Raw genomic sequence first — 23,598 nt, forward strand, 5'->3', positions numbered from 1 at the left:
TGGCCGGCCCCCTGACGGGCCTTCTCCGCCCGCCCGTCCTCGGCTCCTAATGTCGCGCCGAGGGTGGCGCCCGGCAGCTCTCTCGACCCTGGGGTGGGTTGAAAGAGCACCGCTCGCCATCCCGCTAGTTGCGTGCCACTTGCCCCTTCGCTTGCCGTTTGCCGCACCCGGGTGGGAAGCGGGCTGGCCCGCGAGTCCTCGATCTCTCCGGTGGCGAAGGAGGCTTGCACTGATCGGGCGAGGCTTGTCACCGCTCGCTCGGTTGCGATGCATCGCCTCGTTCGCTCATCCCAGGGTGAGGGTTCGCGGACACGGTCCGCTCCCACCACGGTGAGGGGATCTTGCACGAAGACGGCTTCCCTCCGGGGAAGGCGTCCACACGGGAGCAGTGTCCGCTCAGATGGCGGGCGTTGCTTGTGCACACAATACCTCCGTGCTCTCTGCGCACCTCACAAGTGATTGACATGGTTACCAATGAAACTGCGTTCGCCTGCTGACAAGTGCCTACACAAAGAGTTAACGTGGGTGTCCCGCATCGCACCATCCCCACATGAACCCTCGTAACTGGTCCTTCCGCACACGCTATCTCGCTGCTTTCGTTGTCTGCGCGGCCCTCATGGGCTTTGCGTTGTACTCGCAGTACGTGATGCACCTGGACCCGTGTCCGCTGTGCATCTTCCAGCGCATCGCTGTGTGCTTCATGGGCCTGTTCTTTCTCATCGGTGGGTTGCATGCGCCGGTGAAGCGCGGCGCTCGCGCCACCTACGCGATCCTCATCACGCTAGGTGGACTGTGGGGCATCGCCACGGCAGGGCGTCACCTGTGGCTGCAGTCCCTTCCTGCCAGCGAGGTTCCTGCCTGCGGCCCTGGACTGGGCTACCTGTTCGACGCGTTTCCGTTCATGAAGATGCTGAAACTGGCATTCACTGGCTCTGGCGAGTGCGCGAAGATCGAGCCGATCCTCGGCGTGCCGATGCCGGGATGGACCCTGTTCTGGTTCGTCGTTCTCGTCGTGTGGGCTCTCCTGTCCCTGCGCCGCAGCGTTCGTTGACTTTCCGCGCCTCGCGAGGCGCTTCCACGTAGGCATTACCCCATGCAGCACTCCCTCAAAGCCGTAGTTCCCCCGTCCATCGACTGGACGCCGGGCTCGTGGCGGTCGAGGACCGCCCTCCAGCAGCCGACGTACGAAGACGCCGACGAGCTCAACCGCGCGCTGGCGCAGCTCGGTGAACTGCCGCCGCTGGTCACCTCGTGGGAGATCCTGGCGCTGAAGGAGCGCATCGCCGAAGCGCAGGACGGCGAACGCTTCCTGCTCCAGGGCGGCGATTGCGCGGAGAGCTTCGCGGACTGCAACAGCCCGATCATTTCGAATCGGCTCAAGGTGCTGTTGCAGATGAGCCTCGTGCTCGTGCACGGCCTGAAGAAACCGGTGTTGCGCGTCGGTCGTTTTGCCGGCCAGTACGCGAAGCCGCGATCGGCCGACACGGAAACCCGCGATGGCGTGACGTTGCCGGCCTTCCGGGGCGATCTGGTCAACAGCCCCGAGTTCACGCCCGAGGCGCGCCGCGCCGATCCACAGCGTTTCATCAAGGCGCATGCACGCTCGGCGATGACGATGAACTTCGTTCGCGCATTGATCGACGGCGGCTTCGCCGACCTGCACCATCCCGAATACTGGGATCTCGCCTGGGTGGAGCATTCGCCGCTCGCCGCGGAATACAAGCGCATGGTCGCCAGCATCGGCGATTCGCTGCGTTTCATGGAGACTCTCGCCGGGCAATCGATCTCCAGCTACTCGCGCGTGGACTTCTACACCTCGCACGAGGCGCTCCTGCTGCACTACGAGGAAGCCCTCACCCGGCGGGTGCCGCGACAGGACGGCTGGTTCAACCTGTCCACGCACTTTCCCTGGATCGGCATGCGCACCGCCGCGCTCGACGGCGCGCACACGGAGTACTTCCGTGGCATCCGCAATCCCATCGCGGTGAAGGTTGGCCCGACGGTCCAGGCGGACGATCTGCTGCGCCTGATCGATGTCCTCAACCCGAACGAGGAGCCGGGCCGCCTGACCCTCATCCATCGCATGGGTAACGACAAGATCGGTACGCACCTGCAGCCGTTGCTCGAGGCGGTGAAGCGCGAGGGACGTCGCGTGCTGTGGGTGGCCGATCCGATGCACGGCAACACCGAGAGCACCAGCAACGGCTACAAGACCCGGCGCTTCGCCAACATCGCCGGCGAACTCGACCAGGCTTTCGACATCCACGCCGCGGCCGGTACGCGTCTCGGCGGCGTGCATCTCGAACTCACGGGCGAAGATGTCACGGAATGCCTTGGCGGTGCCCGCGACCTCGTCGAAGGCGACCTCGATCGTGCCTACCGCTCCATGGTCGATCCGCGACTCAACTATGAGCAGTCGCTGGAAATGGCGATGCTGATCGTGCGCAAATCCGGCGGGATGGTCTGACTCCTTAGCGGTCGTGCCGTTCCCGGGCCCACGCCACATGCTCGCGCACGACCGGTGACGGATCGCCGGCGCGCGCGTCGAGCGCGGTGATGACTTCGTCGCTTGTGGGCGCATTGCCCAGGCCCACGGCGATATTGCGCAGCCAACCTTCATAGCCGGCGCGGCGTATCGCCATGCCTTCCGTGCGCGAGAGGAACTCCTGCTCGCTCCAGGCGAACAGGTCGACCAGCCTGGGTCCATCGAGGCTATGTCGCGGTGCGAAGTCGGGCTCGGTCGCCTCTTGCGCGAACTTGTTCCAGGGGCAAACCAGCTGGCAATCGTCACAACCGAAGACGCGGTTGCCCATCGGTTCGCGCAACTCGATGGGAATGCTGCCCTTGAGTTCGATGGTGAGGTAGGAAATGCACTTGCGTGCATCCAGCCGGTACGGCCCTACGATCGCCTGCGTGGGGCAGACGTCGATGCAGCGCCGGCAACTGCCACAGTGGGCGCTGGCCGGCTCGTCCACGGGTAACGGCAAGTCGGTATAGAGCTCGCCGAGGAAGAAGTAGGAGCCCGCCCGCTTGTTGATCAGTACCGTGTGCTTGCCGATCCAGCCAAGCCCCGCGTTGCGCGCGATCGCCTTTTCCAGCACCGGTGCGGAATCGACGTACGCACGATAGCGAAAGTCGCCGACACGCTCTTCGATCTTCGCGGCGAGCTTCTGCAGGCGGTTGCGCATCACCTTGTGGTAATCGCGGCCTAGGGCGTAGCGGGCGATATAGGCCTGCTCGCGGTCGTGGATGACATCCCAGGCATTCGGCGTGCCCGGCGGTACATAATCCATGCGAACGGAGATCACGCGAAGCGTGCCCGGCTCCAGTTCCGCGGGACGGCTACGCCGCCTGCCATGGCGAGCCATGTAGTCCATTTCGCCGTGGTGTCCTTCGGCCAGCCAGCGTTCCAGGTACGCCTCGTCGTCGCCCAGCTCGATGCCCGCGACGCCCACGTCCGCGAAACCGAGCTCGCGAGCCCATTGCTTGATCTGGGCGGCGAGGTCGGCGTAGTCGATGGAAGAGGAAGCGGACATGCGTCCATTCTACCGGGGGCTCCTATAATCGTCCGATGACCGCACCCCATCTCGGTATCGCCCTCTTCACATCCGGGCAGTCCCGCGCGATCGACCGACGCGCGATCGGCGAGCTCGGCATTCCCGGCTTCGAACTGATGACGCGTGCGGCGGCTGCCGCCTTCGCCATGCTGCGGCGGCGCTGGCCCGCCGCACGGCGGCTGCGCGTGGTATGCGGCGCGGGAAACAACGGTGGCGACGGCTATCTCGTCGCCCGGGACGCGCTGGCCTCGGGACTATCCGTGGATCTCGTGGCGCTCGATCCGCCGAAGGGAGGGGATGCCGCCCGTGCCCGCGAAGCCTTCGAGGCGCTGGGGGGCGCCGTCCATCCTCTCACCGACTGGAACCTGCTACCGCCCGCCGACGTGATCGTGGATGGCATCTACGGCACGGGCCTGAACCGCGCTCCCGAAGGTCAGGCGGCCAGCGCCATCGAAGCGGTCAACGCATCGGGCCTGCCGGTGCTCGCGCTGGACGTACCTTCCGGCCTCTCGGCGGACACGGGCGCATGCCCGGGTGTCGCCGTCCATGCCGCCGCCACCGCGAGCTTCATCGTGCACAAGCGCGGCCTGCATACCTATCGCGCGGAGGTGGCTGGCGAAGTGGAACTGTTCGACCTCGGCCTGCCGGGGAGCATCCTCGAGGCGCCGGATGCGCGCCTGCTCGAACCGACCGGGCTGCCTCGGCGTCCACGCGACTCGCACAAGGGCGGGAACGGCCATGTCCTCGCCATCGGCGGCGACCATGGCATGGGCGGCGCCGTGAGGATGGCCGCGGAGGCGGCATTGCGTACCGGCGCCGGCCTCGTCAGCGTGGCTACCCGCGAGGAAAACGTGCTGGCGATGAACGCGGCACGCCCGGAACTGATGGCGCATGGGGTCAATGGGCCACAGGCCTTGCAGCCGATGCTGGAAAAGGCTTCCGTCGTCGCGCTCGGTCCGGGCCTCGGCCAGTCCGCCTGGGGCCATGCCTTGTGGACGACGGCGCTCGACGCGGGCCTGCCCACGGTCCTCGATGCCGATGGCCTCAACCTGCTGCATGCCGAGCCACGCCCACTCCCGGCGCGCATCGTTCTGACGCCCCATCCGGGCGAGGCGGGACGCTTGCTCGGTGTCGCGACAGCGGACGTGCAGGCGGATCGTTTCGCCGCCGGGCGCGAGATGGCGAGGAGATATCGCGCGGTGGTCGTCCTCAAGGGCAACGGCAGCCTGATCGTTTCGCCCGACGGACAGGTGGCGGTGTGCCCCTGGGGCAACCCCGGCATGGCCAGCGGCGGCATGGGCGACACCCTCACCGGCATCGTCGCCGGCCTCATGGGCCAGGGCTGCGAACCTTACGAGGCGGCCTGCCTTGGCGTCGGCCTGCACGCGCGCGCGGCCGACGTCGCGGCACGGGCAGGTGAGCGAGGGCTGCTGGCGGGCGACCTGCTCGACCCACTCCGTCGACTCGTCAACGGACTCGACGCATGAGCGCCCTGGAATGGAACCTCGTCGACGAGGAAGCCACCATGGCGTTGGGACGCCGCCTCGCGCAGCAGGTGCCCGCTGGCCTCGTCGCCTACCTTCACGGCGACCTCGGCGCGGGAAAGACCACCTTCGCACGGGCGTTCCTCCGGGCCCTGGGCGTCGGCGAACGTGTGAAGAGCCCCACGTACAGCCTGGTGGAGGGCTACGACATCGGCGAGCGCCGGGCCTTCCACCTCGACCTCTACCGCATCGCCGATCCGGGTGAACTGGAATGGCTGGGGCTGGACAGCCTGGCCGAACCGGGGGCCATCGTGCTGGTGGAGTGGCCCGAGCGCGGTACCGGTGCGTTGCCGGCGGCCGACCTCGAATTGAGCTTCCGCCACGAAGGGCAGGGACGTGCCGTCCTTTTCGAGGCGCGGTCCCCGGTGGGAGAGCACATCCTCCGATCGCTGGGTGTCTGGCGCACCTGACGCGCGTACAAGGCCTTGTGTTTCAACAGGTTCTGCATCGACACACAAGGCGGTTCCCACCGGCATCCCCGGTCGTCGGTTGCGAGGCATTCCTGTACGCCCGTTGACGAAGGTTTCGCAGGTCATGGATTAACAAGGGAAAACGTCTTGCATTCAGCGGGCGCTTGCAGTTCAATCCTGGCCGTATGAGGGGAATCACTATCAAACTTGGCCTCCTTGCGTGCGTGACCGCCGTCGCGACGCTGGCCCCTGCCGTCTCGACAGCGGCCGACATCAAGGCCGCCCGGGTCTGGGCTGGCCCGGAATACACCCGGGTGGTGTTCGATTTGTCCGGTCCGGCGACCTACAAGATGTCCCAGGGCGATACCCCGGGCAGTGTCGTCCTCGACATTGCCGGGAGCGCCGTGTCGGGTGACTTCGCCGCACCGGGCGGGCAAGGCCTGTTCAAGTCGATGACGGCCGGCAAGCAGGGTGGCAGCGCTCGCATGGTCGCCACGGTCGACCCGAAGGCCAAGCCGAAGAGCTTCCTGCTCAAGCCCGCCGGCGACTACGGCTATCGCCTCGTGCTGGATCTCTATCCCGGCGGGCAGAGCGATCCTGGCGACAACCCGGTCACCGACGACGCCCCTTCCGTGGCGGATGCGCCGGCCGAGGCGACTGTGGCGACCGCGCCGCGCGGCTCACGCGGCAAGTCGGTTCCCGCGGGCAAGCCGCCGATGCTGGCCGCCGAGCGCAAGGTGGTGGTCGCCATCGACGCTGGCCACGGGGGTGAGGACCCGGGCGCGCGCGGCGCGACCGGCCTGCGCGAGAAGGATGTCACCTTGCAGGTGGCGCGCGAACTCGCCGACCAGATCAATCGCCAGCCGGGGATGCAGGCGGTCCTCACGCGCAACGGCGATTACTTCATTCCGCTGAAGCGGCGCTACCAGATCGCGCGCGAGCACAACGCGGACATGTTCGTCTCGATCCACGCGGACGCGTTCAAGAACAGCGACGCCAAGGGCTCGTCGGTCTGGGTGCTGTCCCCTCGTGGCAAGACCTCCGAAGCCGCGCGTTGGCTGGCCGACCGCGAAAACCGGGCCGACCTTGTCGGCGGCGTGTCGCTCGACGACAAGGACGACACGCTCGCCGCCGTGCTGCTCGACCTGCAACAGGGCTACGCGATGCAGGCCAGCGAATCGATCGCCGGCAACGTCCTGAAAGCGCTGGGCCGCCTTGGTCCCACCCATCGTGGCTACGTGGAGCGGGCCAACTTCGTGGTGCTGCGTTCGCCGGACGTGCCCTCGATCCTGGTCGAGACCGCCTTCATCACCAATCCTTCCGAGGAACGACGCCTGCGCGACGACGGTCACCGCCGTGAACTCGCCACCGCCGTCCTGGGCGGCGTGCGCAACTACTTCGAGTCGATGCCTCCGCCGGGTACCTGGTTCGCCGCCCAGGCGGCACGCCGGAACGGCACGTCGGTCGCCTCGACGGCGGCGTCGGCCCCGGCCACGCCGGCGGCAGGCGCCGACGCCGATGCCGTCGCCTCCGGCGCGGTGAAGTCGGCGACGCGCACGCCGCCACCGAAGAAGCCGGCCGCGAAGCCGGACGACAGGCAGCTCGCATCCGCCGATACGCCCGCGCCGGTGAAGAAATCCACCGCGCGCGCCGACGAAAACGTCCGCGACGTCCATCGCGTCAACCGCGGCGAGACGCTGACCGGCATCGCCCAGCAGTACGGGGTATCGGTCGGCGCGCTGAAGCTGGCCAACAAGATGACGGACAACAATGTGCGCATCGGCACGGTGATGGTGATTCCGTCGGGCTGAAGCGGGGCCGCACCCGCTTGGGCTATTCTTTCGACCTGAATGCCCGTCAGGTCGTGTCCCATGCCCATTCGTCCCCTTCCACCTGAACTGATCAACCAGATCGCGGCCGGAGAAGTGATCGAGCGTCCCGCCTCGGTGGTGAAGGAGCTCGTCGAGAACAGCATCGACGCCGGTGCGCGTCGCATCGAGGTCGACATCGAGCAGGGCGGGGTGCGGCTCATCCGCGTGCGCGACGACGGCGGCGGTATCCCGCGCGAGGAACTGGCGCTGGCGGTGGCATCGCACGCGACCAGCAAGATCGGCAGCTTCGACGACCTCGAGCGCGTGGCCAGCATGGGCTTTCGCGGTGAAGCGCTGGCGTCGGTGTCGTCGGTGGCACGCTTCTCCTTGACTTCCCGCCAGCAGGGCGAAGACTCCGCATGGCGCATCGATGTCGACGGCGGCCGCCTGCAGGAGGCGCGTCCCGCCCAGCATCCGCCCGGCACGACCATCGAAGTGCGAGACCTCTTCTACAACGTGCCCGCGCGGCGCAAGTTCCTCCGCGCCGAACGCACGGAGTTCGCGCATATCGACGATCTCCTGAAGTCGCTGGCGCTGGCGCGCGAAGGCGTGGATATCCGCCTCAGCCACAACGGCAAGCCGGTACGCCTGCTCAAGCCCGCGCGCGATGAAAACGCCGCGCTGGCACGCGTGGCCGAAGTGCTCGGCCCGGAATTCCCGGGGCAGGCGCTGCGCGTGGAACATGCCGCCGCCGGGATGCGGCTGTCCGGTTGGGTCGGCCTGCCGACCGCGTCCCGCTCGCAGGCCGACCAGCAGTATTTCTACGTGAACGGCCGCCTCGTGCGCGATCGTGTGGTCGCGCATGCGGTGCGCCAGGCCTATGCGGACGTGCTGTTCCATGGGCGCCACCCCGTCTTCGTGCTGTTCCTGGAGCTCGATCCCGCAGGCGTCGACGTCAACGTGCATCCCGCCAAGAACGAGGTCCGTTTCCGCGAGCAGCGCCTGATCCACGATTTCCTCTTCCGTACCTTGCACGAGGCCCTGGCACAGACCCGCGCCGGGGTGTCCGCGCCGATAGCCGAACCGTCCGTCCCGCTGATGGCGGCAGCCGGCGGCACGTCCTACGAAAACCGCCTGTCGTCTTCGCCGGCGATGCCGGCATGGCCGCAGGCATCGAGCCAGTCGCGATTGAGCCTCGGCGTGCGCGACGAGCCGCTGGCCGACTACGCCACGCTGTTCGGATCGATCGCGCCGCCACGACCCGCGACCTCGTGGACGCCGCCGTCCGGCAGCGAGGCGGAGCAGGGTGGGGATGTCCCGCCGCTGGGTTACGCCATCGCGCAGTTGAAGAACATCTACGTGCTGGCAGAGAACGAACACGGCCTCGTGCTGGTCGATATGCACGCCGCGCACGAACGCATCACCTACGAAAAGCTCAAGAGCGGCCGGATCACCGCCAACCTGCGTTCGCAGATGTTGCTCGTGCCGCTGACGATCGCGGTCAGCGCGAAGGAAGCGGCGGCGGCCGAGGAGCACGCCGACGCACTCGGCGAGTGGGGCCTTGAGTTGTCGCGCAGCGGTCCGGCTGGCGTGGTGGTTCGCCGCATTCCGTCGCTGCTGGAAGGCGCCGACGTCAGCCAGCTCACTCGCGACGTGCTGGCCGAGCTCGCCCAGCACGGTAGCTCGCGCCGTCTCGAGGAACTGGAAAACGAATTGCTTTCCACCATGGCCTGCCACGGCTCCGTGCGCGCCGGGCGCCGCCTCGGTATTCCTGAAATGAACGCGTTGCTGCGCGAGATGGAAGCCACGGAACGCTCCGGCCAGTGCAACCACGGCCGCCCGACCTGGGTGCAGTTGTCGCTGGGTGAGTTGGACCGCCTTTTCCTGCGCGGCCGATAGGTTTCCAAGAATCGGACGGCCAGCCGTCCATATGCCGAGGTTTACCCATGCTTTCCCCCTCCGAAACCGCATCCGTCGAACGAGCGCGCGCCGAACGCCTCGCCTTGCTCACGGCGCCAGGCGGATGGTTGAGCCTTGTCGGGCTCGAATGGCTGCAGCCCGGCCCCAACCGCCTGGGCAGTGCGCCGGACAACGACATCGTGTTGAAGGTGGGCCCGGAGCGGTTGGGCGTCGCCACGCTCGACGAGCGGGGCACCGTCGTGTTCGAACCGGCCAAGGGTAGCGGCGCCCTCGTCGACGGCAGGACGGTGGAACGCGCGGTCCTGGTGGACGATGCGTCGCCGACTCAGGCCGCTACCGAGGTACGTTTCGGCTCGGCGCATTTTTTCGTGATCGCGCGTGACGGCCGGAAGGCCTTGCGCGTGAAAGACGAGAACGCGGAAACGCGCACGGGATTCCTGGGGCTGGACTATTTCCCGATCGATCCGGCCTGGCGGATCGTCGCCGACTGGGTGCCGTTCGATCCACCGATGGAACTGGAGATGGGCACGGTGCTGGGCACGATCGAGAAGGAGAAGGTTCCGGGCAAGGCCGTGTTCGTGCACGAGGGCAGGACGTTCGAGTTGTATCCGGTCCAGGAAACACCGGACGCGTTGTTCTTCGTCTTCGCCGACCTCACCAGCGGCAAGGAGACCTATGGCGCGGCGCGCTTCCTCGACACCCCGCTGGCGAAGGACGGCAAGCTGGTGATCGATTTCAACGAGGCGCGCAATCCGCCTTGCGTGTTCACGCCGTACGCGACCTGCCAGCTGGCTCCGCCGGAGAATCGTCTCGACGTGCGCGTGACGGCCGGGGAACTGAACTACCGCGGCGCGTCGCACTGAGGCCGGTGGTTACACGCCCTTGAACGAAGCCTTGCGCCGTTCGAGGAAAGCCGAGGTGCCCTCGCGCATGTCCTCGGTGGAGAAGGCGATGGCGAAGCCCTGCGTTTCAAACGCCAGGCCCTGGTCGATGGCGCATTCGCCACCTTCGATCACGGCGTCGAGGATGCCCCTCAGTGCCAGCGGCGCCGCGGTCGCCAGCTGATCGGCCATCGCGTCCACCGTCGCGTCCAGTTCCTCGGCGGCGACGACACGGGTGACGATGCCCAGCCGTTCGGCCCGCGCCGCGTCCACCTGCTGGCCGAGCAGGCACAGCTCCAGCGCCGCGCCGCGCCCTGCAAGGCGGGTCAGCCGCTGCGTTCCGCCGAATCCGGGGATCAGGCCGAGACCGATCTCGGGCTGGCCGAAACGGGCCTTCTCGCTGGCCACGCGCAGGTGGCAGGCCATCGCCAGCTCCATGCCGCCGCCCAGCGCATAGCCCTGGATGCGGGCTATCACGGGCTTGCCGAGGCGCTCGATCGTGAGCATCAGGTCCTGTCCCGCGCGGGATGCGGCCTGCGCCTTCACGGGCGACCAGGCGGTCATCTCGGAAATGTCCGCGCCGGCCACGAAGGCTTTCTCACCGGCACCCGACAACACCACCACGCGCACCGCGTCGTCCTGGGCCGCCTGGCGGAAGGCCAGGGTCAGTTCGCCGATGGTTTCGCGGTTCAACGCGTTGAGCTTGTCGGGGCGATTGACGGTGATCGTGCGGACGGCGCCGCGGTCGGCGGTAGTGAGGGTGCGGAAGGCCATGTCGGGTTCCTGGCGGCGGGACAAGGAGGCGGATGGTAGCAGGCAGGGGAACCTTTGCCCCCGGCTTGGCGTCTCATGGCGAACGGGCGGGCCGGATGCCGATGGACTATCCTCCACGCACGCCCACGGTTCCGGGTTCACGGAGAACGGGATGTCACCCTTGCGTTTCCTGGTCATGTTCGTCGCGCTGTCGCTGTCCGCCGGAGCGGCGTGCGCGCAGTCGGCGCCCACGGCACCGGCCTCGGGTGCCCCGGCGATCGACAAGACCAAGCTGTCGTACGCCATCGGTTACCAGATCGGCACCCAGTTCGCGAACAGCGCGCAACCCGACGTCGATATCGCCGTCCTCGTGAAGGCCTTGCAGGACGGCTACGCGAAGCGGCCGCCCGGCGTGTCGATCGACGTGATGCAGCAGCAACTGGTGAATTTCGACGCCAAGGTGCAACGCGATTCGGCGGTGGAATTCCGCCGCGTGGCCCTGGCCAACGCGAAGCGCAGCGCCGATTTCCTCGCGCGCAACCGCACGCGTCCCGGCGTGGTCACCTTGCCGTCCGGTATCCAGTACGCCGTGCTCGCCAAGGGTCGTGGTCCGCAGGCCCAGGTCACCAGCACGGTGGTGGTCAACTATCGTGGCGCATTGATCGACGGTACGGAATTCGACAGCTCCTATGCGCATGGCAAGCCGGTGACGTTCACGGTGAACCGTGTCATCCCCGGCTGGCAGGACGTGATCCCGCGCATGCGGGTTGGCGATCGTTGGAAGGTCGTGATCCCGCCGGCGCTGGCGTATGGCGAACGCGGCGAACTGCCGCGCATCGGCCCCAACGAAGCCCTGGTGTTCGAGATCGAACTGGTCGATATCCGCCAGTAGGGCCGGCGCCGCCGCGCCGCCCCCGCTCGCGCTAGAATGGCCGACGGTATGGCCATCGCTACCTCCTCCACGCTTCCCTTGACGCCCTGCACGGGCGTCTGCCGGCTCGACGCGCGCGGCCTGTGCATGGGCTGCCTGCGCACGGGCGACGAGATCGCCCGGTGGTCGACCCTGAACGATGCGCAGAAGCTGTGGATCATGGATGAGATCCTGCCCCGCCGGCAGGCTGGCTGATGGACGACATGCTGGAGAGGCTTCGCGGCGCGCTGCTTCCCCTGGAGGCACCCCCTGGCCCGCGCGGGTGGAACCACGATGACATGGCCGAATTGATCGGCGATGCGCCGAGGCGTCCGGCCGCGGTTTTGATCGGCATCCGCGACGACCGCGAGCAGAACGTGCTGCTCACCGTGCGCACCGACACCTTGCAACAGCATGCGGGGCAGGTCGCTTTCCCCGGCGGCCGCGTCGAACCCGACGATGCCGGCGTGGTGGCTGCCGCGCTGCGCGAAAGCCAGGAGGAAATCGGCCTGGACGCGGCGATGGTGACGCCGCTGGGCTTCCTCGAATCGTTCGAGACCATCAGTGGCTACTCGGTCACGCCCGTGGTCGCGCGCGTTGCCGCCAACGCGGAACTCAAGCCGGACCCGGGCGAGGTGGCCGAAGTGTTCGAAGTACCTTTCGCGTTCTTCCTCGAACCGGCGAACCTGCGCCGCTACACGATGGAATTCCGTGGTCACCGCCGCGACATGGTCGAGTTCCTCCATGCGGGCTATCGCATCTGGGGCGTGACGGCGGCCATCCTGTTGAACCTGCTGAAACGGATGGGTCACCCATGCTGATCTCGCGCACGCTGATCGACGCGGCCACGGCCGCCCACTTGCCGGCGCACGACGTACTCTTCGTCGACGCGCGCTTCGACCTCAACCAGCCGGGAGGACGCGATCCGGGCAAGGGTGACCAGGACTATGCGTTGTCGCATGTACCGGGAGCGGTGCGTGCCGACCTCGACCGCGACCTCGCCGACATGGCGACGCCTTCGCAGGGACGTGGGCGCCATCCGCTGCCATCGGCCGCATCCTTCTCGGCATGGCTTTCCCGCGCCGGGTGGCGGCCCGACGTGCAGGTGGTCGTCTACGATGCCGCAGGCGGATCGCTCGCCGCCGCGCGCTTCTGGTGGCTGGCGCGGTTGGCCGGCATCGACAACGTGGCGGTGCTGGATGGTGGCTGGCCGGCGTGGCTGGCGGAGGGCCTGCCCACGGACAACGTGCTGCCGCTGCGCGAGCCGACGACGGTGCATGCCGTCTTCGACGAGGCGGGCACCGTGAACGCGGAAGCGTTGGCCGAAGGGGTCGCCAGTGGCCGCCTGCTCCTGCTCGATGCGCGTGCGGCGCCGCGTTACCGGGGCGAGGTGGAGCCGCTGGACCCGGTGGCGGGTCATGTGCCCGGTGCGCGCAATCGTCCCTTCTCCGACAACCTGGACGCGGAAGGCCGGTTCCGTTCGCCGGAGGAACTGGCGCGGGCATTCAACGCGATGATCGCCCCACACCCGGCGGAGGATGTCGTGCACATGTGCGGGTCCGGTGTCACCGCCTGCCACAACCTGTTGGCGATGGAGTACGCGGGCCTGTGCGGCTCGCGGCTGTATGCACCGTCGTGGAGCGGTTGGGTGAGCGATCCCTCGCGCGCGGTGGCGACGGGCGAGGGCTGAACGCCCTTCAGAGCGGAACCGTACGCCGCTCCCGCGCGCTCACCTGCGCCGCCTCGATCACGCGGATCACGTCGCGCGCCTCGCGCGCCTCCACCGGTAGCGCCGTGCCATCGCGGATCGCCGCGGCCACGCCGTCGTAGAAGGCGGTGTAGCGGCCGGGCAGGGTCTCGATCGTGGTCACGCTGCCGTCGGCGTCGGTGAATCGGCCGAACAGGGCCGCGTCGTCCTCGCCCCAGCCGTCGCCGCCGGGACGCCGCCCCTCGCGCAGCGCCGCCTCCTGCCCGTCGATGCCGTACTTGACGAAGCTGCCGCCGTCGCCATGCACTAGATAGCGCGGGCCGGGGTCGCGCACGAGCACCGAGGCGTGCAGCACCGCGCGGCGGCGGCCGTAATCGAGCACGAGGTGGAAGTAATCGTCGGCCCGCGCGGCGGCACGTTGCCGGGTCACGTCGGCCGTGACCGCCAGCGGCAGGCCGAACAACACCAGGGCCTGGTCGATAAGGTGCGCGCCCAGGTCGTAGAGCAGGCCGGAACCCGGTGCCTCCGTTTCGCGCCACCCTTGCTTGATCTCCGGCCTGAACCGGTCGAAATGCGCTTCATAGTACGCGACCTCGCCCAGCCGGCCGTCTTCGACGAGACGGCGCACGGTGAGGAAATCGTTGTCCCAGCGCCGGTTCTGGAAGACCGAGAGCTTGCGACCGCGTTCCGACGCCAGGGCGATCAGCGCCTCGGCCTCGGCGGCGTTCAAGGTGAACGGTTTATCCACGACCACGTGCTTGCCCGCCTCCAGCGCGGCGCGGGCGAGCGACGCATGGCTCTCGTTGGGAGTGGCGATCACCACCAGCTCGATCGTCGGGTCGGCGAGCAGGTCTTGAGGGTTTTCGTATGCCTTCGCCTCGGGAAAGTCGCGCAGGATGTCGTCGCAACGCCGGCTGCCGATGGCTGCCAGGCGCAGGCCTTCGGCGGCCGCGATCAGGGGGGCGTGGAAGAAGGCGCCCGCCGTGCCATAGCCGATGAGGCCGGTGGGGATCGGTTGGGTGAGGGTTCGGGTAGGGGTCATGGCGGCAAGGTTAGCGCGAGTGGCCTGATCGTTTCGTTTAGGATTCCACCGTTTTTACCGCTTTCGGGCCAGGCCATGACCACGTTAGACATCGACGCCGCCCAGCGCGGGCGCCTGCCCCGGCAGATTCCGTACATCGTCGGCAACGAAGGCTGCGAGCGCTTCAGCTTTTACGGGATGCGCAACATCCTCACCCCGTTCCTCGTCACCTCGCTGCTCATGTACCTGCCGGAGACGGAGCGGCCGGGCGCGGCGAAAGATGTATTCCATACCTTCGTGATCGGCGTGTACTTCTTTCCGCTGCTCGGCGGCTGGCTGGCCGATCGCTGGTTCGGCAAGTACCGGACCGTGTTGTGGCTCAGCCTCGTGTACTGCGTGGGCCACCTGTGCCTGGCGCTGTTCGAGCACAGCGTCACCGGCTTCTATACGGGGCTGGCATTGATCGCCCTGGGTGCGGGCGGAATCAAGCCTTGCGTCGCGGCCTTCGTCGGCGACCAGTTCGACGAGGGCAACCGGCACCTGGCCAAGGTGGTGTTCGACGCCTTTTACTGGATGATCAACGTCGGTTCCTTCCTGGCCTCGCTGCTGATGCCCTTCTTCCTGCACCGGTACGGCGCCGCGGTGGCGTTCGGCATTCCCGGCGCCTTGATGTTCGTCGCGACGCTGGTGTTCTGGAGTGGCCGACGGCACTACGTGATGCTGCCGCCGGCTGGCAACGATCCCCATGGATTCACCAAGGTCGTCCTTACGGCGTTGCTGGCGCGTGCACCGGGGCAGGGAAGGCCGGGATTGACGGTGGCGGTCCTCGCCGCCTGTCTCGCCCTCGCGTCGCTGGCGCTCGCACCGATGCTGGGCATCGTCGCCGCCCTGTGCCTCGCCTTCGTCTGCCTGCTCGGAGGCGTCGGCATCGGCACGCGCATGCAGCTGGAACGCGCGCGGGGCACGCATCCGGACGAAGCGGTCGACGGTGTCGGCGCGGTATTGCGCGTGCTCCTGGTGTTCGCGCTGGTCACCCCGTTCTGGTCGTTGTTCGACCAGAAGGCATCCACCTGGGTACTCCAGGCGAACGCGATGACCATGCCGGAATGGCTGCATCCCGCGCAGATGCAGGCGATCAATCCCGCCCTGGTCCTGCTGCTGATCCCGTTCAACAACCTCGTGCTGTTCCCCTTGTTGCGGCGCGCGGGAATCGAACCGACCGCCTTGCGCCGCATGACCACGGGTATCGCGCTCTCGGCCGTCGCATGGATGATCGTCGGCGCGATCCAGCTCGCGATCGACGGTGGCGATCCGGTCTTCGTCGCCTGGCAGATCCTCCCCTATGTGTTCCTCACGATGGGTGAGGTGCTCGTGTCCGCGACCGGACTGGAATTCGCCTATAGCCAGGCGCCGCCCTCGATGAAGGGCACGTTGATGAGCTTCTGGACGCTCAGCGTCACCGTGGGCAACCTCTGGGTGCTGCTGGCTAACGCGGGTGTGCGCAACGAGACGGTCCTCGCCGGCATCGCCGGTACCGGCATGGGTACCGCCGCGTTCCAGATGTTCTTTTTCGCCGTGTTCGCCGCCGTGGCCGCGCTGGCTTTCGGCCTGTATGCGAGGCGATACCGCGAGATGGATTACTACCGGCGCGCATGACGCCGCCTGCACGGGAAAACGTGGACGATCCGCGTGGACCGTGAAGGAGAAACGCGATGCCCCATCACAGACCGTCCTCACCGCTGCCCGCCTCCGCCGCCGTCGAGTGGCCGGGCAAGGTGGTCCTCGTCACCGGTGGCGCGCAAGGCATCGGCAAGGGCATCGCCGAGGCGGTGCTGGCGGCCGGCGGCAGCGTCATCATCGGCGACCTCGACGCGGAAGCCGGCAAGGCCTGCCTGGACGAGTGGAACGCGGGCGACCGCGCCGCGTTCCTGGTCCTGGACGTCTCCCGGGAAGCCAGCGTGAAGCGCTTCGTCGGCAGCGCGTTGCGTCGTTTCGGCCGCATCGACGGGCTCGTGAACAACGCCGGCATCGCCGATGCGCATACGGGGCCTGTCGAAGGCCTTGCGTGGCACGAATGGAAACGCCGCATCGACACCAATCTCGGCGGCGTCTTCCTGTGCAGCAAGCATGCGTTGCCGGCGTTGAAGAAGAGCAACGGAGCGATCGTCAACATCGCCTCGTCGCGTGCGCATCAGTCCGAGCCCGACACCGAAGCCTATGCCGCGAGCAAGGGGGGTATCGTGGCCTTCACCCATGCGCTGGCGATCAGCGCGGGACCGGTACGCGTGAACGCGATCAATCCGGGATGGATCGTCGTGGACGACTGGAAGAAACCGTCGCAGCGACGTCAACCGACGTTGTCCACCGCGGACCATGCGCAGCACCCGGTGGGCAGGGCGGGCGTGCCGCCCGATGTCGCGGCGCTCGCGGTGTTTCTGCTGTCGTCGCAGGCGGGGTTCATCACGGGAGAGAACTTCACGGTCGACGGGGGCATGTCGCGAAAGATGCAGTACGTGTAAGAGCATCGCCGACCCTGCCGGCGATGGATGCTAGCTAGATCGCCCCAGCCGGATCGGCGTCTTCACCCCGGCGGCGAAGCGTCGTTCTCCCTCGTCATAATCCCACTGTTCCACCACGCAGGCACCGCGATCCCGCGATGCCTCGTGGCGGATCACATGGAACGAATTGCTGATTCCTTCACGAATACGCCGGGATACCGCCGTGCCCGCCTGCACCGACCACAACCCGCTGGCCAGATGGCGTGCCTGCGTATCGAGCGGGCGCACGTAGGGCAGATGGATATGGCCGCCAAGGATGAGATCGGCACCCGCGGCGGCCCAGGCGGCGATCGCCCGTTCGTGGTTGATGAGCAGGTTGGCGACGTCCTTCTCGCGGATCACATGCACGGGCTGGTGCGTGACCACGATACGCAGCTGATCCTCGAGGGCCCGCGCCAGCCGCCGGCACACGCGATCGATCTGGCCATCGGACACCGCGCCGTCCTTGTGCCGTGACGGACGAACGGTATTCACGCCGATCGCCAGGACGTCGTCGTTCTCGAACTCCGGTTCCAGGTCATGGCCGAAGGCATGGCGGAACGCGCCGAAGGGGTCGACGATGCGCGCGAAGAGATTGAACAAGGGCACGTCGTGGTTGCCGGGGATCGCCAGCGTGGGACGGTCGTAGCCATCGACGAAGCGTTTCGCCGCCGCGAACTGCGCGCGGCGCGCGCGTTGGGTCACGTCGCCCGAGAGGATCACCAGGTCCGGCCGCAACGCGACGATGGCTTCGTGGAGCGCCGCTACCGCCTCGGGCCGCTCCGTGCCGAAGTGCGGATCGGATATCTGGACGATCACGCTCATCCCGGATCCTCGCCCGGCTTGCGCGTGCGGTCGGTGAGCAGGGACAGCGGTCGTGGCGCGGCGCGGAAGACCAGTGGCGGCATGAGCCTGACGATCTCTCCATCGACGGCCACCTTGATCGCATGGCGATGGTGTTTCGGCGTCACGGTGATTTCGCGGAAGCCGAAACTCACGGCGTTCTCCGCTTCACCGAGCTTGCCCAGCGCGCCATGCAGGATCAGGCCGAGCATGGTGAGCCTGCCGATCGGTTTCAACACGAGGCCGGCAAGCGTGCCATCGTTACGCATCACGTCGGCGGCTTCGCGCAGGCCGATCTTTTCGAGTTGCAGCGCGTTATTGCCCACGAACAGCGTGGGCGTGCGCAACTGGCGCGTGCGCTCGCCGTCGCTGACCTCGATGCGCAGGGGGCGGTAGCCGCGCATCATCGTCGCCAGTCCCGACCACAGCGCCACGATGCGATGCCTGCCGAAACGCTGTTTCCACGTTTCCCTGTCTTCCAGCACCTGCGGATAGAGACCGAGGCTGGCGTTCACGAGGAACACCCGATCGTTGACCATGCCGATCTGGGTATCGGAGGGCGTCGCCCTTAGCAGGGCTTCCGTGGCGCCGCGGGTGTCCGTGGGAATGCCGTGCGTACGGCCGACGAAGTTGAACGTGCCTTGCGGCAGCACACCCATGGGCAGCGACTCGGCCCAGGCCGTTCCCGCCACGCAGTTGATCGTTCCATCGCCGCCGGCGGCCACGATGGCTCCGCCTTCCCGCTTCGCGTGCGCGGCGGCATCGCGGACGAGGTCCTTGATGTCGCGGGTTCCGTCGATGAGGAAGAAGCGATGCGGGCGGCCCGCCGCGTCGAGGATCGAGGCGATCTCGGCGCGCGCGGCCTCGGCGTCCTGCTTGCCCGATCCGGCGTTCATGACGATGGCGAAGCAAGGGCATGGGTTCATTCGCCAAAACAACCATTCGCGGTGTCACGACCGCATGAAATCACGCCAGGCTCTTGCGCCCCTCGCGGAGCCGGAAATACTCCGCGCCGCCTGCGCACAGCGTCAACCATGCCAGCCCGGTCGCATACCCCGCCATCACGTCGCTGAAGTAATGCACTTGCAGGAGGATGCGGCTGATCCCGACGATGGTGATCATGCTCACCGCGGCCACCACGATGGCCCGGTGCCAGCGTGGCGGGCAGAGCACGAGCGCCACGTAGGCGAGCATGCCGTAGAACACCATCGACCCCGAGGCGTGGCCGCTCGGGAAGCTATAGCTGTGTTCGACGACGAAGCCATGGTCGTGCAGGGGCCGCTCGCGCTGGAACCATGCCTTCAACGCGCTGTTGATGACGGCGGTTCCCACCAGGGTGGTGATCCAGCTGGCCGCGAGGCGGAAATGACGGCGCCACAGCAGTGCGAGGAAGATGACGAACGTGGCGATGCCGACCACGAGGGGATCGCCGGCGTGAGTGACCAGGGCCACGGCGCGCAGCACCGCCGTGGGCATGTTCTCGCGCAGGGCCGCCGCGAGATCCGCGTCGAACACGGTCAGGCCGGCCGCCTCACGCACCTCGACCGCGATCGCGGTGGCGATCACCAGCATCGCCACCACCACGGCCACGGCGGTGGCGGGCCGCAGGAACGCGCGGGCGGCCGCGTCGTGGCCTTCGCGGCGGCGCATGGCGCGACGCCACGCCACGTCCGCACCGCCCAGCGCAAGAACGAGCAGGACGGCCCAGAGCGACAAGGCATGTCGGCTGATCCACTCGGTATCCATTCCGTTCGCTCCTCGTCTCGTGTCAGGATCGGCGATGTTGCCACGCCGCGCGCCCGCGGCTCGAGAAGGGGTCGTCCGATGAAAGCTCTATCCGCCCGCGCCATCCTTGCCCTGGCGCTTGTCACGGCGGGCTTTGCCGCCCATGCCGACGACGTGCCATTGGCGCACCGCATCGTCCGCGTCACGCTCGACGGTGCCAGCGACAAGGGCACCTCGGGACGCCTGATCCTGTTCGCCGCGCCCGCCTCGGCGGCGAAGGACGGCAAGCTCGAGGCTGTCGATACCAATCCGTTCCAGCCCAAGGCCGTGTCCGTGGCCGCTCGCGAGGTGGCATGGATCGCACCAGGCCAGTCGATCGACCTGGACACCGACGGGGAGGCGTTCCCGGCGGGGTTCTCGACGCTGCCGCCGGGGGATTACTTCTTCCAGGCCGTGCTCGACGTGGATAACGACTACAACTACGGCGGCCGCCATGCCGGCGACCTCATCAGCGACGTGACGCCGGTGAAGCTCACGCCGGGTGGCAGCCTGCCGGTGCTGAAACTGAGCAAGGCCGTGCCGCCGCGGGATCCCTGGGTCCTGCCGCCGATGGCGCCGCAGGCGGTTCGCGACGCCCTGCCGGAAGCGCGCCAGCATGCCCACGCGGAGATACTGCAAAGCCCGCTGCTGACCGCCTTCGCGGGCCATCCCGTGTCGGTCCGCGCCTGGGTGGTCACGCCGCCCGGCTACGATCCCAAGGGCACGACGCGTTATCCCACCGTCTTCCTCACCCATGGTTTCACGGGCGGCTTCGACCGTTACGCGGGGACGATCGCCTACCTGTGGCTGGCGATGTCCAAAAAAGAGATGCCGCCGATGATCTGGGTGCTGCTGGACGAATCGGGCCCGACCGGCACGCACGAGTTCGCCGACTCGGTGAACAACGGGCCGTGGGGCCAGGCACTCACCACGGAATACATCCCGTGGCTCGAAGGGCGCTACCGCATGGACGGCAAGCCCGGCGGACGCTTCCTCACCGGACACTCGTCCGGCGGCTGGGCGACGCTGTGGTTGCAGACGCGTTACCCCAAGGAGTTCGGCGGCACCTGGTCGACCTCGCCCGATGCCAGCGATTTCCGCGATTTCACCGGCGTCGACATCTATGCCGTGAATGGCAACGCCTACAAGAAGCCGGACGGCACGCCCATTCCGCTGGTGCGCGACAAGGGAAAGGTCATCGCTTCCCTTGAAACCTTCGTCAAGCTGGAAGACGTACTGGGCGCTTACGGCGGCCAGTTCGCCTCGTTCGAATGGGTGTTCTCGCCACGTGGCAAGGACGGCCGGCCCCAGCAGCTGTTCAATCGCGTCACCGGTGCTGTGGACCCCGCCGTCGCGGCGTACTGGCGCGACCACTACGACATCGCCCAGCGCCTGCGCACGCAGTGGCCGGCGTTGAAGCCGGACCTCGACGGCAAGATCCACGTCATCGTCGGCACGGCCGATACCTTCTACCTCGACGGCGCTGCGAAATTGCTCAAGGAAACCCTCGACGGCCTGCACGCGAAGAGCGATATCCGCTTCCTTCCCGACAAGACCCATTTCGACCTCTACACCGAGGGTGACGACCGGCAGGCGCTGTTGAAGAAGATCGCCTGGGAGATGTACGGCGTGGCGCGGCCGGGGCAGGGCAAGTAGGGGACGCCTCGCGGACTCGAATCGCCGACAGGGTCGGCTCCCACCACGGCCGGAAGTCATGCATGCCCCCCGCCAGAGCCGGAAGCCATGCATGCTTTCCCTCCTGAGCTACGGGCCATGCATGCCCTGGTGGGAGCCGGCTTTGTCGGCGATGCCTGGTGGGAGCCGACCCTGTCGGCGATGCTCTTCGACCAAGGTCCAGAGGCACCCTGGTAACCACTGTCCTACCCTCAAGGACGAATCCATCCCGGAGGCGCATTCATGGACTACGAGGCATCCTGGCGACGCTCGGTCGATGAACCGGAGGCGTTCTGGGGCGAGCAGGCGCGGTTGATCGACTGGCAAACGCCACCGCGGCGCATCCTCGACCAGTCCAACCCGCCTTTCCGCCGCTGGTTCGTCGGTGGAACCACCAACCTCTGCCATAACGCGGTGGATCGCCATCTCGATGCACGCGGCGACCAGCTCGCCATCGTCGCGGTGTCCACCGAAACAGGCGTCACCCGAGAGATCAGTTACCGCGAACTGCATCGCGAGGTGAACGCCTTCGCGGCCATCCTCGTCGAACTCGGCGTGGGCAAGGGCGACCGAGTCGTCATCTACATGCCCAACATCGCCGAGGCGGTATTCGCCATGCTGGCCTGCGCACGCATCGGCGCGATCCATTCCGTCGTCTTCGGCGGCTTCGCCGCGCACAACCTGGCCCTGCGCATCGACGATGCGGAGCCGAAGCTGCTGGTCTGCGCCGATGCGGGCATGCGCGGCGGCAAGATCATTCCGTACAAACCCCTGGTGGACGCGGCGCTGCGCGAGGCGAAGGCGCCACCGGCGCATGTGCTCGTCGTCCGGCGTGGACTCGATCCCGACATGGCATGGGTGACGGACCGCGACGTCGACCACGCGCCGCTGCGTGAGAAGCACCTCGATGCGAGGGTTCCCGTCGAGTGGCTGGAATCGAACGAGCCGAGCTATCTGCTCTACACCTCGGGTACCACGGGCAGGCCGAAGGGTGTACAGCGCGATGTGGGCGGCTATGCGGTGGCGCTCGCTGTTTCGATGACGGCGATCTTCGACCTGCAGCCGGGCCAGACCATCCTGTGCACATCGGACGTCGGCTGGGCCGTGGGGCACTCGTACAACGTGTACGGCCCACTCATCGGTGGATGCACCGCCATCCTGTACGAAGGGCTTCCCACCGGTCCCGACCCCGGCATCTGGTGGCGCCTTTGCGAGAAGTACAAGGCACGCACCATGTTTTCCTCGCCCACCGGCATCCGCGTGCTGAAGAAGCAGGATGCGGCGTGGTTGGGGAAATACGATCTCTCGTCGCTGAAGTGGATCTTCCTCGCGGGCGAGCCGCTCGACCAGCCGACCTACGACTGGCTCACCACCGGTACCGGCAAGACCGTGGTGGACAATTACTGGCAGACCGAAACAGGCTGGCCGGCCTTGTCCCTCATGCCGGGACTGGACCTCAAGCCGGTGAAGCCGGGTTCGCCCGGCTTTCCGACGTTCGGATATCGCATGCGCGTGATCGACGAGACGACCGGCGAGGAAAAACCGGCAGGGGAAAAAGGCGTGCTGGTGATCGAGCCGCCCTTGCCGCCGGGTTGCCTCACGACGATATGGCGTGACGACGAGCGCTATCGGCGCAGTTACTTCGGCCACTTCAAGGAACTGCTGTATAGCTCGCTGGACTGGGCGGTACGCGACGCCGATGGCTACTTCTTCATCCTGGGACGTACCGACGACGTGATCAACGTGGCCGGGCATCGCCTGGGCACGCGCGAGATCGAGGAATCGGTGGCGACGCTCGGCGCGGTGGCCGAGGTGGCGGTGGTCGGTATCGCCGACGAGCTGAAAGGGCAGGTACCCGCCGTCTTCGCCACGCTGAAGCAAGGCGTCACGGACGATCCGCGCGACGTGGCGCAGGCGATGGAGCGGCGCGTGGTGGAGTTGCTGGGGGGCGTGGCGCGTCCCGCCTGCGTCTACGTGGTGGGCGCACTGCCAAAGACCCGCTCGGGCAAGCTGCTGCGCCGTGCCCTGCAGGCGCTGATGCAGGACACCGACCCCGGCGACTTGTCCACCCTGGACGATCCGGGCGCCCTGGAGGAAATTCGCCAGGCCATTGCCCGCGGCCCGCACTGCGGGCAAAGACGGACCTGAGAGGGCCGTGCCCCGCCCCGCTGTGGGGGGCCCGCGCACCGCGGGCCCCCCGCCGCCGGCCCCCCCCCGGGGGGCCCGGGGGGCCCCCGGGGGCCGGGGCCCGGCCGCCCCACCCCC

19 protein-coding genes and 1 pseudogene are annotated in these 23,598 nt (G+C 67.5%); 14 read left to right on the plus strand and 6 right to left on the minus strand.

The window, feature by feature from the left end:
- Positions 1 to 550: 550 nt before the first annotated feature.
- Positions 551 to 1,051: a disulfide bond formation protein B gene (locus ACR9ZJ_RS09090; RefSeq protein ID WP_481287585.1), complete on the plus strand. Its 501-nt coding sequence runs from the start codon at positions 551 to 553 to the stop codon at positions 1,049 to 1,051.
- A gap of 42 nt (positions 1,052 to 1,093) precedes the next feature.
- Complete coding sequence (locus ACR9ZJ_RS09095) at positions 1,094 to 2,467, plus strand: class II 3-deoxy-7-phosphoheptulonate synthase (protein WP_481287586.1); 1,374 nt, start codon at positions 1,094 to 1,096, stop codon at positions 2,465 to 2,467.
- 4 nt (positions 2,468 to 2,471) lie between these two features.
- On the opposite strand, the gene queG is transcribed toward ACR9ZJ_RS09095, so the two are convergent.
- Entirely contained in the window at positions 2,472 to 3,536 is a 1,065-nt protein-coding gene (queG, locus tag ACR9ZJ_RS09100) for a tRNA epoxyqueuosine(34) reductase QueG (RefSeq protein WP_481287587.1), read from the minus strand.
- A gap of 35 nt (positions 3,537 to 3,571) precedes the next feature.
- On the opposite strand from queG, the gene ACR9ZJ_RS09105 reads away from it, so the two are divergent.
- From ACR9ZJ_RS09105 to ACR9ZJ_RS09125, 5 genes are all read left to right on the plus strand, one after another.
- Positions 3,572 to 5,044, plus strand: coding sequence for an NAD(P)H-hydrate dehydratase (locus ACR9ZJ_RS09105; RefSeq protein WP_481287588.1), 1,473 nt, complete (start codon positions 3,572 to 3,574; stop codon positions 5,042 to 5,044).
- Positions 5,041 to 5,511 (plus strand): tRNA (adenosine(37)-N6)-threonylcarbamoyltransferase complex ATPase subunit type 1 TsaE, encoded by a 471-nt coding sequence (tsaE, locus tag ACR9ZJ_RS09110; protein ID WP_481287589.1) that lies wholly within the window; start codon positions 5,041 to 5,043, stop codon positions 5,509 to 5,511. The genes ACR9ZJ_RS09105 and tsaE overlap by 4 nt, the downstream gene beginning before the upstream one ends.
- A gap of 185 nt (positions 5,512 to 5,696) precedes the next feature.
- On the plus strand, positions 5,697 to 7,322 hold the full coding sequence (locus tag ACR9ZJ_RS09115) for an N-acetylmuramoyl-L-alanine amidase (protein WP_481287590.1): 1,626 nt from the start codon (positions 5,697 to 5,699) through the stop codon (positions 7,320 to 7,322).
- Positions 7,323 to 7,382: 60 nt separating this feature from the next.
- The gene (mutL, locus tag ACR9ZJ_RS09120) at positions 7,383 to 9,221 is read left to right on the plus strand and encodes a DNA mismatch repair endonuclease MutL (protein WP_481287591.1); all 1,839 of its coding nucleotides are present in this window, start codon (positions 7,383 to 7,385) and stop codon (positions 9,219 to 9,221) included.
- Between the two features lie 47 nt (positions 9,222 to 9,268).
- Complete coding sequence (locus ACR9ZJ_RS09125) at positions 9,269 to 10,105, plus strand: DUF1684 domain-containing protein (RefSeq protein WP_481287592.1); 837 nt, start codon at positions 9,269 to 9,271, stop codon at positions 10,103 to 10,105.
- A gap of 9 nt (positions 10,106 to 10,114) precedes the next feature.
- On the opposite strand, the gene ACR9ZJ_RS09130 is transcribed toward ACR9ZJ_RS09125, so the two are convergent.
- Entirely contained in the window at positions 10,115 to 10,897 is a 783-nt protein-coding gene (locus ACR9ZJ_RS09130) for an enoyl-CoA hydratase/isomerase family protein (RefSeq protein ID WP_481287593.1), read from the minus strand.
- Between the two features lie 151 nt (positions 10,898 to 11,048).
- Between ACR9ZJ_RS09130 and ACR9ZJ_RS09135 the strand changes: the two genes are divergently transcribed.
- From ACR9ZJ_RS09135 to ACR9ZJ_RS09145, 3 genes and pseudogenes are all read left to right on the plus strand, one after another.
- On the plus strand, positions 11,049 to 11,768 hold the full coding sequence (locus ACR9ZJ_RS09135) for an FKBP-type peptidyl-prolyl cis-trans isomerase (protein WP_481279561.1): 720 nt from the start codon (positions 11,049 to 11,051) through the stop codon (positions 11,766 to 11,768).
- Positions 11,769 to 11,804: 36 nt separating this feature from the next.
- Positions 11,805 to 12,607, plus strand: a pseudogene (locus ACR9ZJ_RS09140) (CoA pyrophosphatase).
- A complete protein-coding gene (locus ACR9ZJ_RS09145; RefSeq protein WP_481279562.1) occupies positions 12,601 to 13,476 on the plus strand; it encodes a sulfurtransferase in 876 nt (291 codons plus the stop codon). The pseudogene ACR9ZJ_RS09140 and the gene ACR9ZJ_RS09145 overlap by 7 nt, the downstream one beginning before the upstream one ends.
- Before the next feature lie 7 nt (positions 13,477 to 13,483).
- Here ACR9ZJ_RS09145 and ACR9ZJ_RS09150 read toward each other — a convergent pair whose 3' ends face one another.
- Positions 13,484 to 14,536, minus strand: a complete 1,053-nt coding sequence (locus ACR9ZJ_RS09150) for an oxidoreductase (RefSeq protein ID WP_481287594.1) — start codon at positions 14,534 to 14,536, stop codon at positions 13,484 to 13,486.
- A gap of 75 nt (positions 14,537 to 14,611) precedes the next feature.
- On the opposite strand from ACR9ZJ_RS09150, the gene ACR9ZJ_RS09155 reads away from it, so the two are divergent.
- Together ACR9ZJ_RS09155 and ACR9ZJ_RS09160 are read left to right on the plus strand one after the other, a co-directional pair.
- Complete coding sequence (locus tag ACR9ZJ_RS09155; RefSeq protein ID WP_481287595.1) at positions 14,612 to 16,171, plus strand: POT-type proton-dependent oligopeptide transporter; 1,560 nt, start codon at positions 14,612 to 14,614, stop codon at positions 16,169 to 16,171.
- A 56-nt stretch (positions 16,172 to 16,227) separates the two neighbouring features.
- Positions 16,228 to 17,034: an SDR family oxidoreductase gene (locus ACR9ZJ_RS09160; RefSeq protein ID WP_481287596.1), complete on the plus strand. Its 807-nt coding sequence runs from the start codon at positions 16,228 to 16,230 to the stop codon at positions 17,032 to 17,034.
- A gap of 30 nt (positions 17,035 to 17,064) precedes the next feature.
- Here the strand turns inward: ACR9ZJ_RS09160 and ACR9ZJ_RS09165 are convergent, their stop codons facing one another.
- From ACR9ZJ_RS09165 to ACR9ZJ_RS09175, 3 genes are read right to left on the minus strand one after another with little or no spacing between them, the layout of a single operon-like run.
- Positions 17,065 to 17,877: a metallophosphoesterase family protein gene (locus ACR9ZJ_RS09165; RefSeq protein ID WP_481287597.1), complete on the minus strand. Its 813-nt coding sequence runs from the start codon at positions 17,875 to 17,877 to the stop codon at positions 17,065 to 17,067.
- Complete coding sequence (locus tag ACR9ZJ_RS09170) at positions 17,874 to 18,821, minus strand: diacylglycerol/lipid kinase family protein (protein ID WP_481279567.1); 948 nt, start codon at positions 18,819 to 18,821, stop codon at positions 17,874 to 17,876. Before ACR9ZJ_RS09170 ends, ACR9ZJ_RS09165 begins: the two co-directional genes overlap by 4 nt.
- A gap of 40 nt (positions 18,822 to 18,861) precedes the next feature.
- Positions 18,862 to 19,641 carry a phosphatase PAP2 family protein gene (locus ACR9ZJ_RS09175; protein WP_481287598.1) on the minus strand — a complete coding sequence of 260 codons (780 nt, stop codon included), beginning with the start codon at positions 19,639 to 19,641 and terminating at the stop codon, positions 18,862 to 18,864.
- Between the two features lie 78 nt (positions 19,642 to 19,719).
- Between ACR9ZJ_RS09175 and ACR9ZJ_RS09180 the strand changes: the two genes are divergently transcribed.
- The gene (locus tag ACR9ZJ_RS09180) at positions 19,720 to 21,315 is read left to right on the plus strand and encodes an alpha/beta hydrolase (protein WP_481287599.1); all 1,596 of its coding nucleotides are present in this window, start codon (positions 19,720 to 19,722) and stop codon (positions 21,313 to 21,315) included.
- A gap of 261 nt (positions 21,316 to 21,576) precedes the next feature.
- The gene (gene prpE, locus ACR9ZJ_RS09185; RefSeq protein WP_481287600.1) at positions 21,577 to 23,481 is read left to right on the plus strand and encodes a propionate--CoA ligase; all 1,905 of its coding nucleotides are present in this window, start codon (positions 21,577 to 21,579) and stop codon (positions 23,479 to 23,481) included.
- The last annotated feature ends 117 nt before the right edge of the window (positions 23,482 to 23,598 follow it).

Source organism: Luteibacter sp. KNZ12-1A, from assembly GCF_056755675.1.

Bases quoted from the DNA above. Each gene is read 5' to 3' on its own strand.
- tsaE (WP_481287589.1), top strand. From the start codon at position 5,041: ATGAGCGCCCTGGAATGGAACCTCGTCGACGAGGAAGCCACCATGGCG.
- prpE (WP_481287600.1), top strand. From the start codon at position 21,577: ATGGACTACGAGGCATCCTGGCGACGCTCGGTCGATGAACCGGAGGCG.
- queG (WP_481287587.1), bottom strand. From the start codon at position 3,536: ATGTCCGCTTCCTCTTCCATCGACTACGCCGACCTCGCCGCCCAGATC.
- ACR9ZJ_RS09095 (WP_481287586.1), top strand. From the start codon at position 1,094: ATGCAGCACTCCCTCAAAGCCGTAGTTCCCCCGTCCATCGACTGGACG.
- ACR9ZJ_RS09150 (WP_481287594.1), bottom strand. From the start codon at position 14,536: ATGACCCCTACCCGAACCCTCACCCAACCGATCCCCACCGGCCTCATC.
- ACR9ZJ_RS09155 (WP_481287595.1), top strand. From the start codon at position 14,612: ATGACCACGTTAGACATCGACGCCGCCCAGCGCGGGCGCCTGCCCCGG.
- ACR9ZJ_RS09105 (WP_481287588.1), top strand. From the start codon at position 3,572: ATGACCGCACCCCATCTCGGTATCGCCCTCTTCACATCCGGGCAGTCC.
- ACR9ZJ_RS09145 (WP_481279562.1), top strand. From the start codon at position 12,601: ATGCTGATCTCGCGCACGCTGATCGACGCGGCCACGGCCGCCCACTTG.
- ACR9ZJ_RS09180 (WP_481287599.1), top strand. From the start codon at position 19,720: ATGAAAGCTCTATCCGCCCGCGCCATCCTTGCCCTGGCGCTTGTCACG.
- ACR9ZJ_RS09125 (WP_481287592.1), top strand. From the start codon at position 9,269: ATGCTTTCCCCCTCCGAAACCGCATCCGTCGAACGAGCGCGCGCCGAA.
- ACR9ZJ_RS09165 (WP_481287597.1), bottom strand. From the start codon at position 17,877: ATGAGCGTGATCGTCCAGATATCCGATCCGCACTTCGGCACGGAGCGG.
- ACR9ZJ_RS09090 (WP_481287585.1), top strand. From the start codon at position 551: ATGAACCCTCGTAACTGGTCCTTCCGCACACGCTATCTCGCTGCTTTC.
- ACR9ZJ_RS09170 (WP_481279567.1), bottom strand. From the start codon at position 18,821: ATGAACCCATGCCCTTGCTTCGCCATCGTCATGAACGCCGGATCGGGC.
- ACR9ZJ_RS09160 (WP_481287596.1), top strand. From the start codon at position 16,228: ATGCCCCATCACAGACCGTCCTCACCGCTGCCCGCCTCCGCCGCCGTC.
- ACR9ZJ_RS09115 (WP_481287590.1), top strand. From the start codon at position 5,697: ATGAGGGGAATCACTATCAAACTTGGCCTCCTTGCGTGCGTGACCGCC.
- ACR9ZJ_RS09130 (WP_481287593.1), bottom strand. From the start codon at position 10,897: ATGGCCTTCCGCACCCTCACTACCGCCGACCGCGGCGCCGTCCGCACG.
- ACR9ZJ_RS09135 (WP_481279561.1), top strand. From the start codon at position 11,049: ATGTCACCCTTGCGTTTCCTGGTCATGTTCGTCGCGCTGTCGCTGTCC.
- mutL (WP_481287591.1), top strand. From the start codon at position 7,383: ATGCCCATTCGTCCCCTTCCACCTGAACTGATCAACCAGATCGCGGCC.
- ACR9ZJ_RS09175 (WP_481287598.1), bottom strand. From the start codon at position 19,641: ATGGATACCGAGTGGATCAGCCGACATGCCTTGTCGCTCTGGGCCGTC.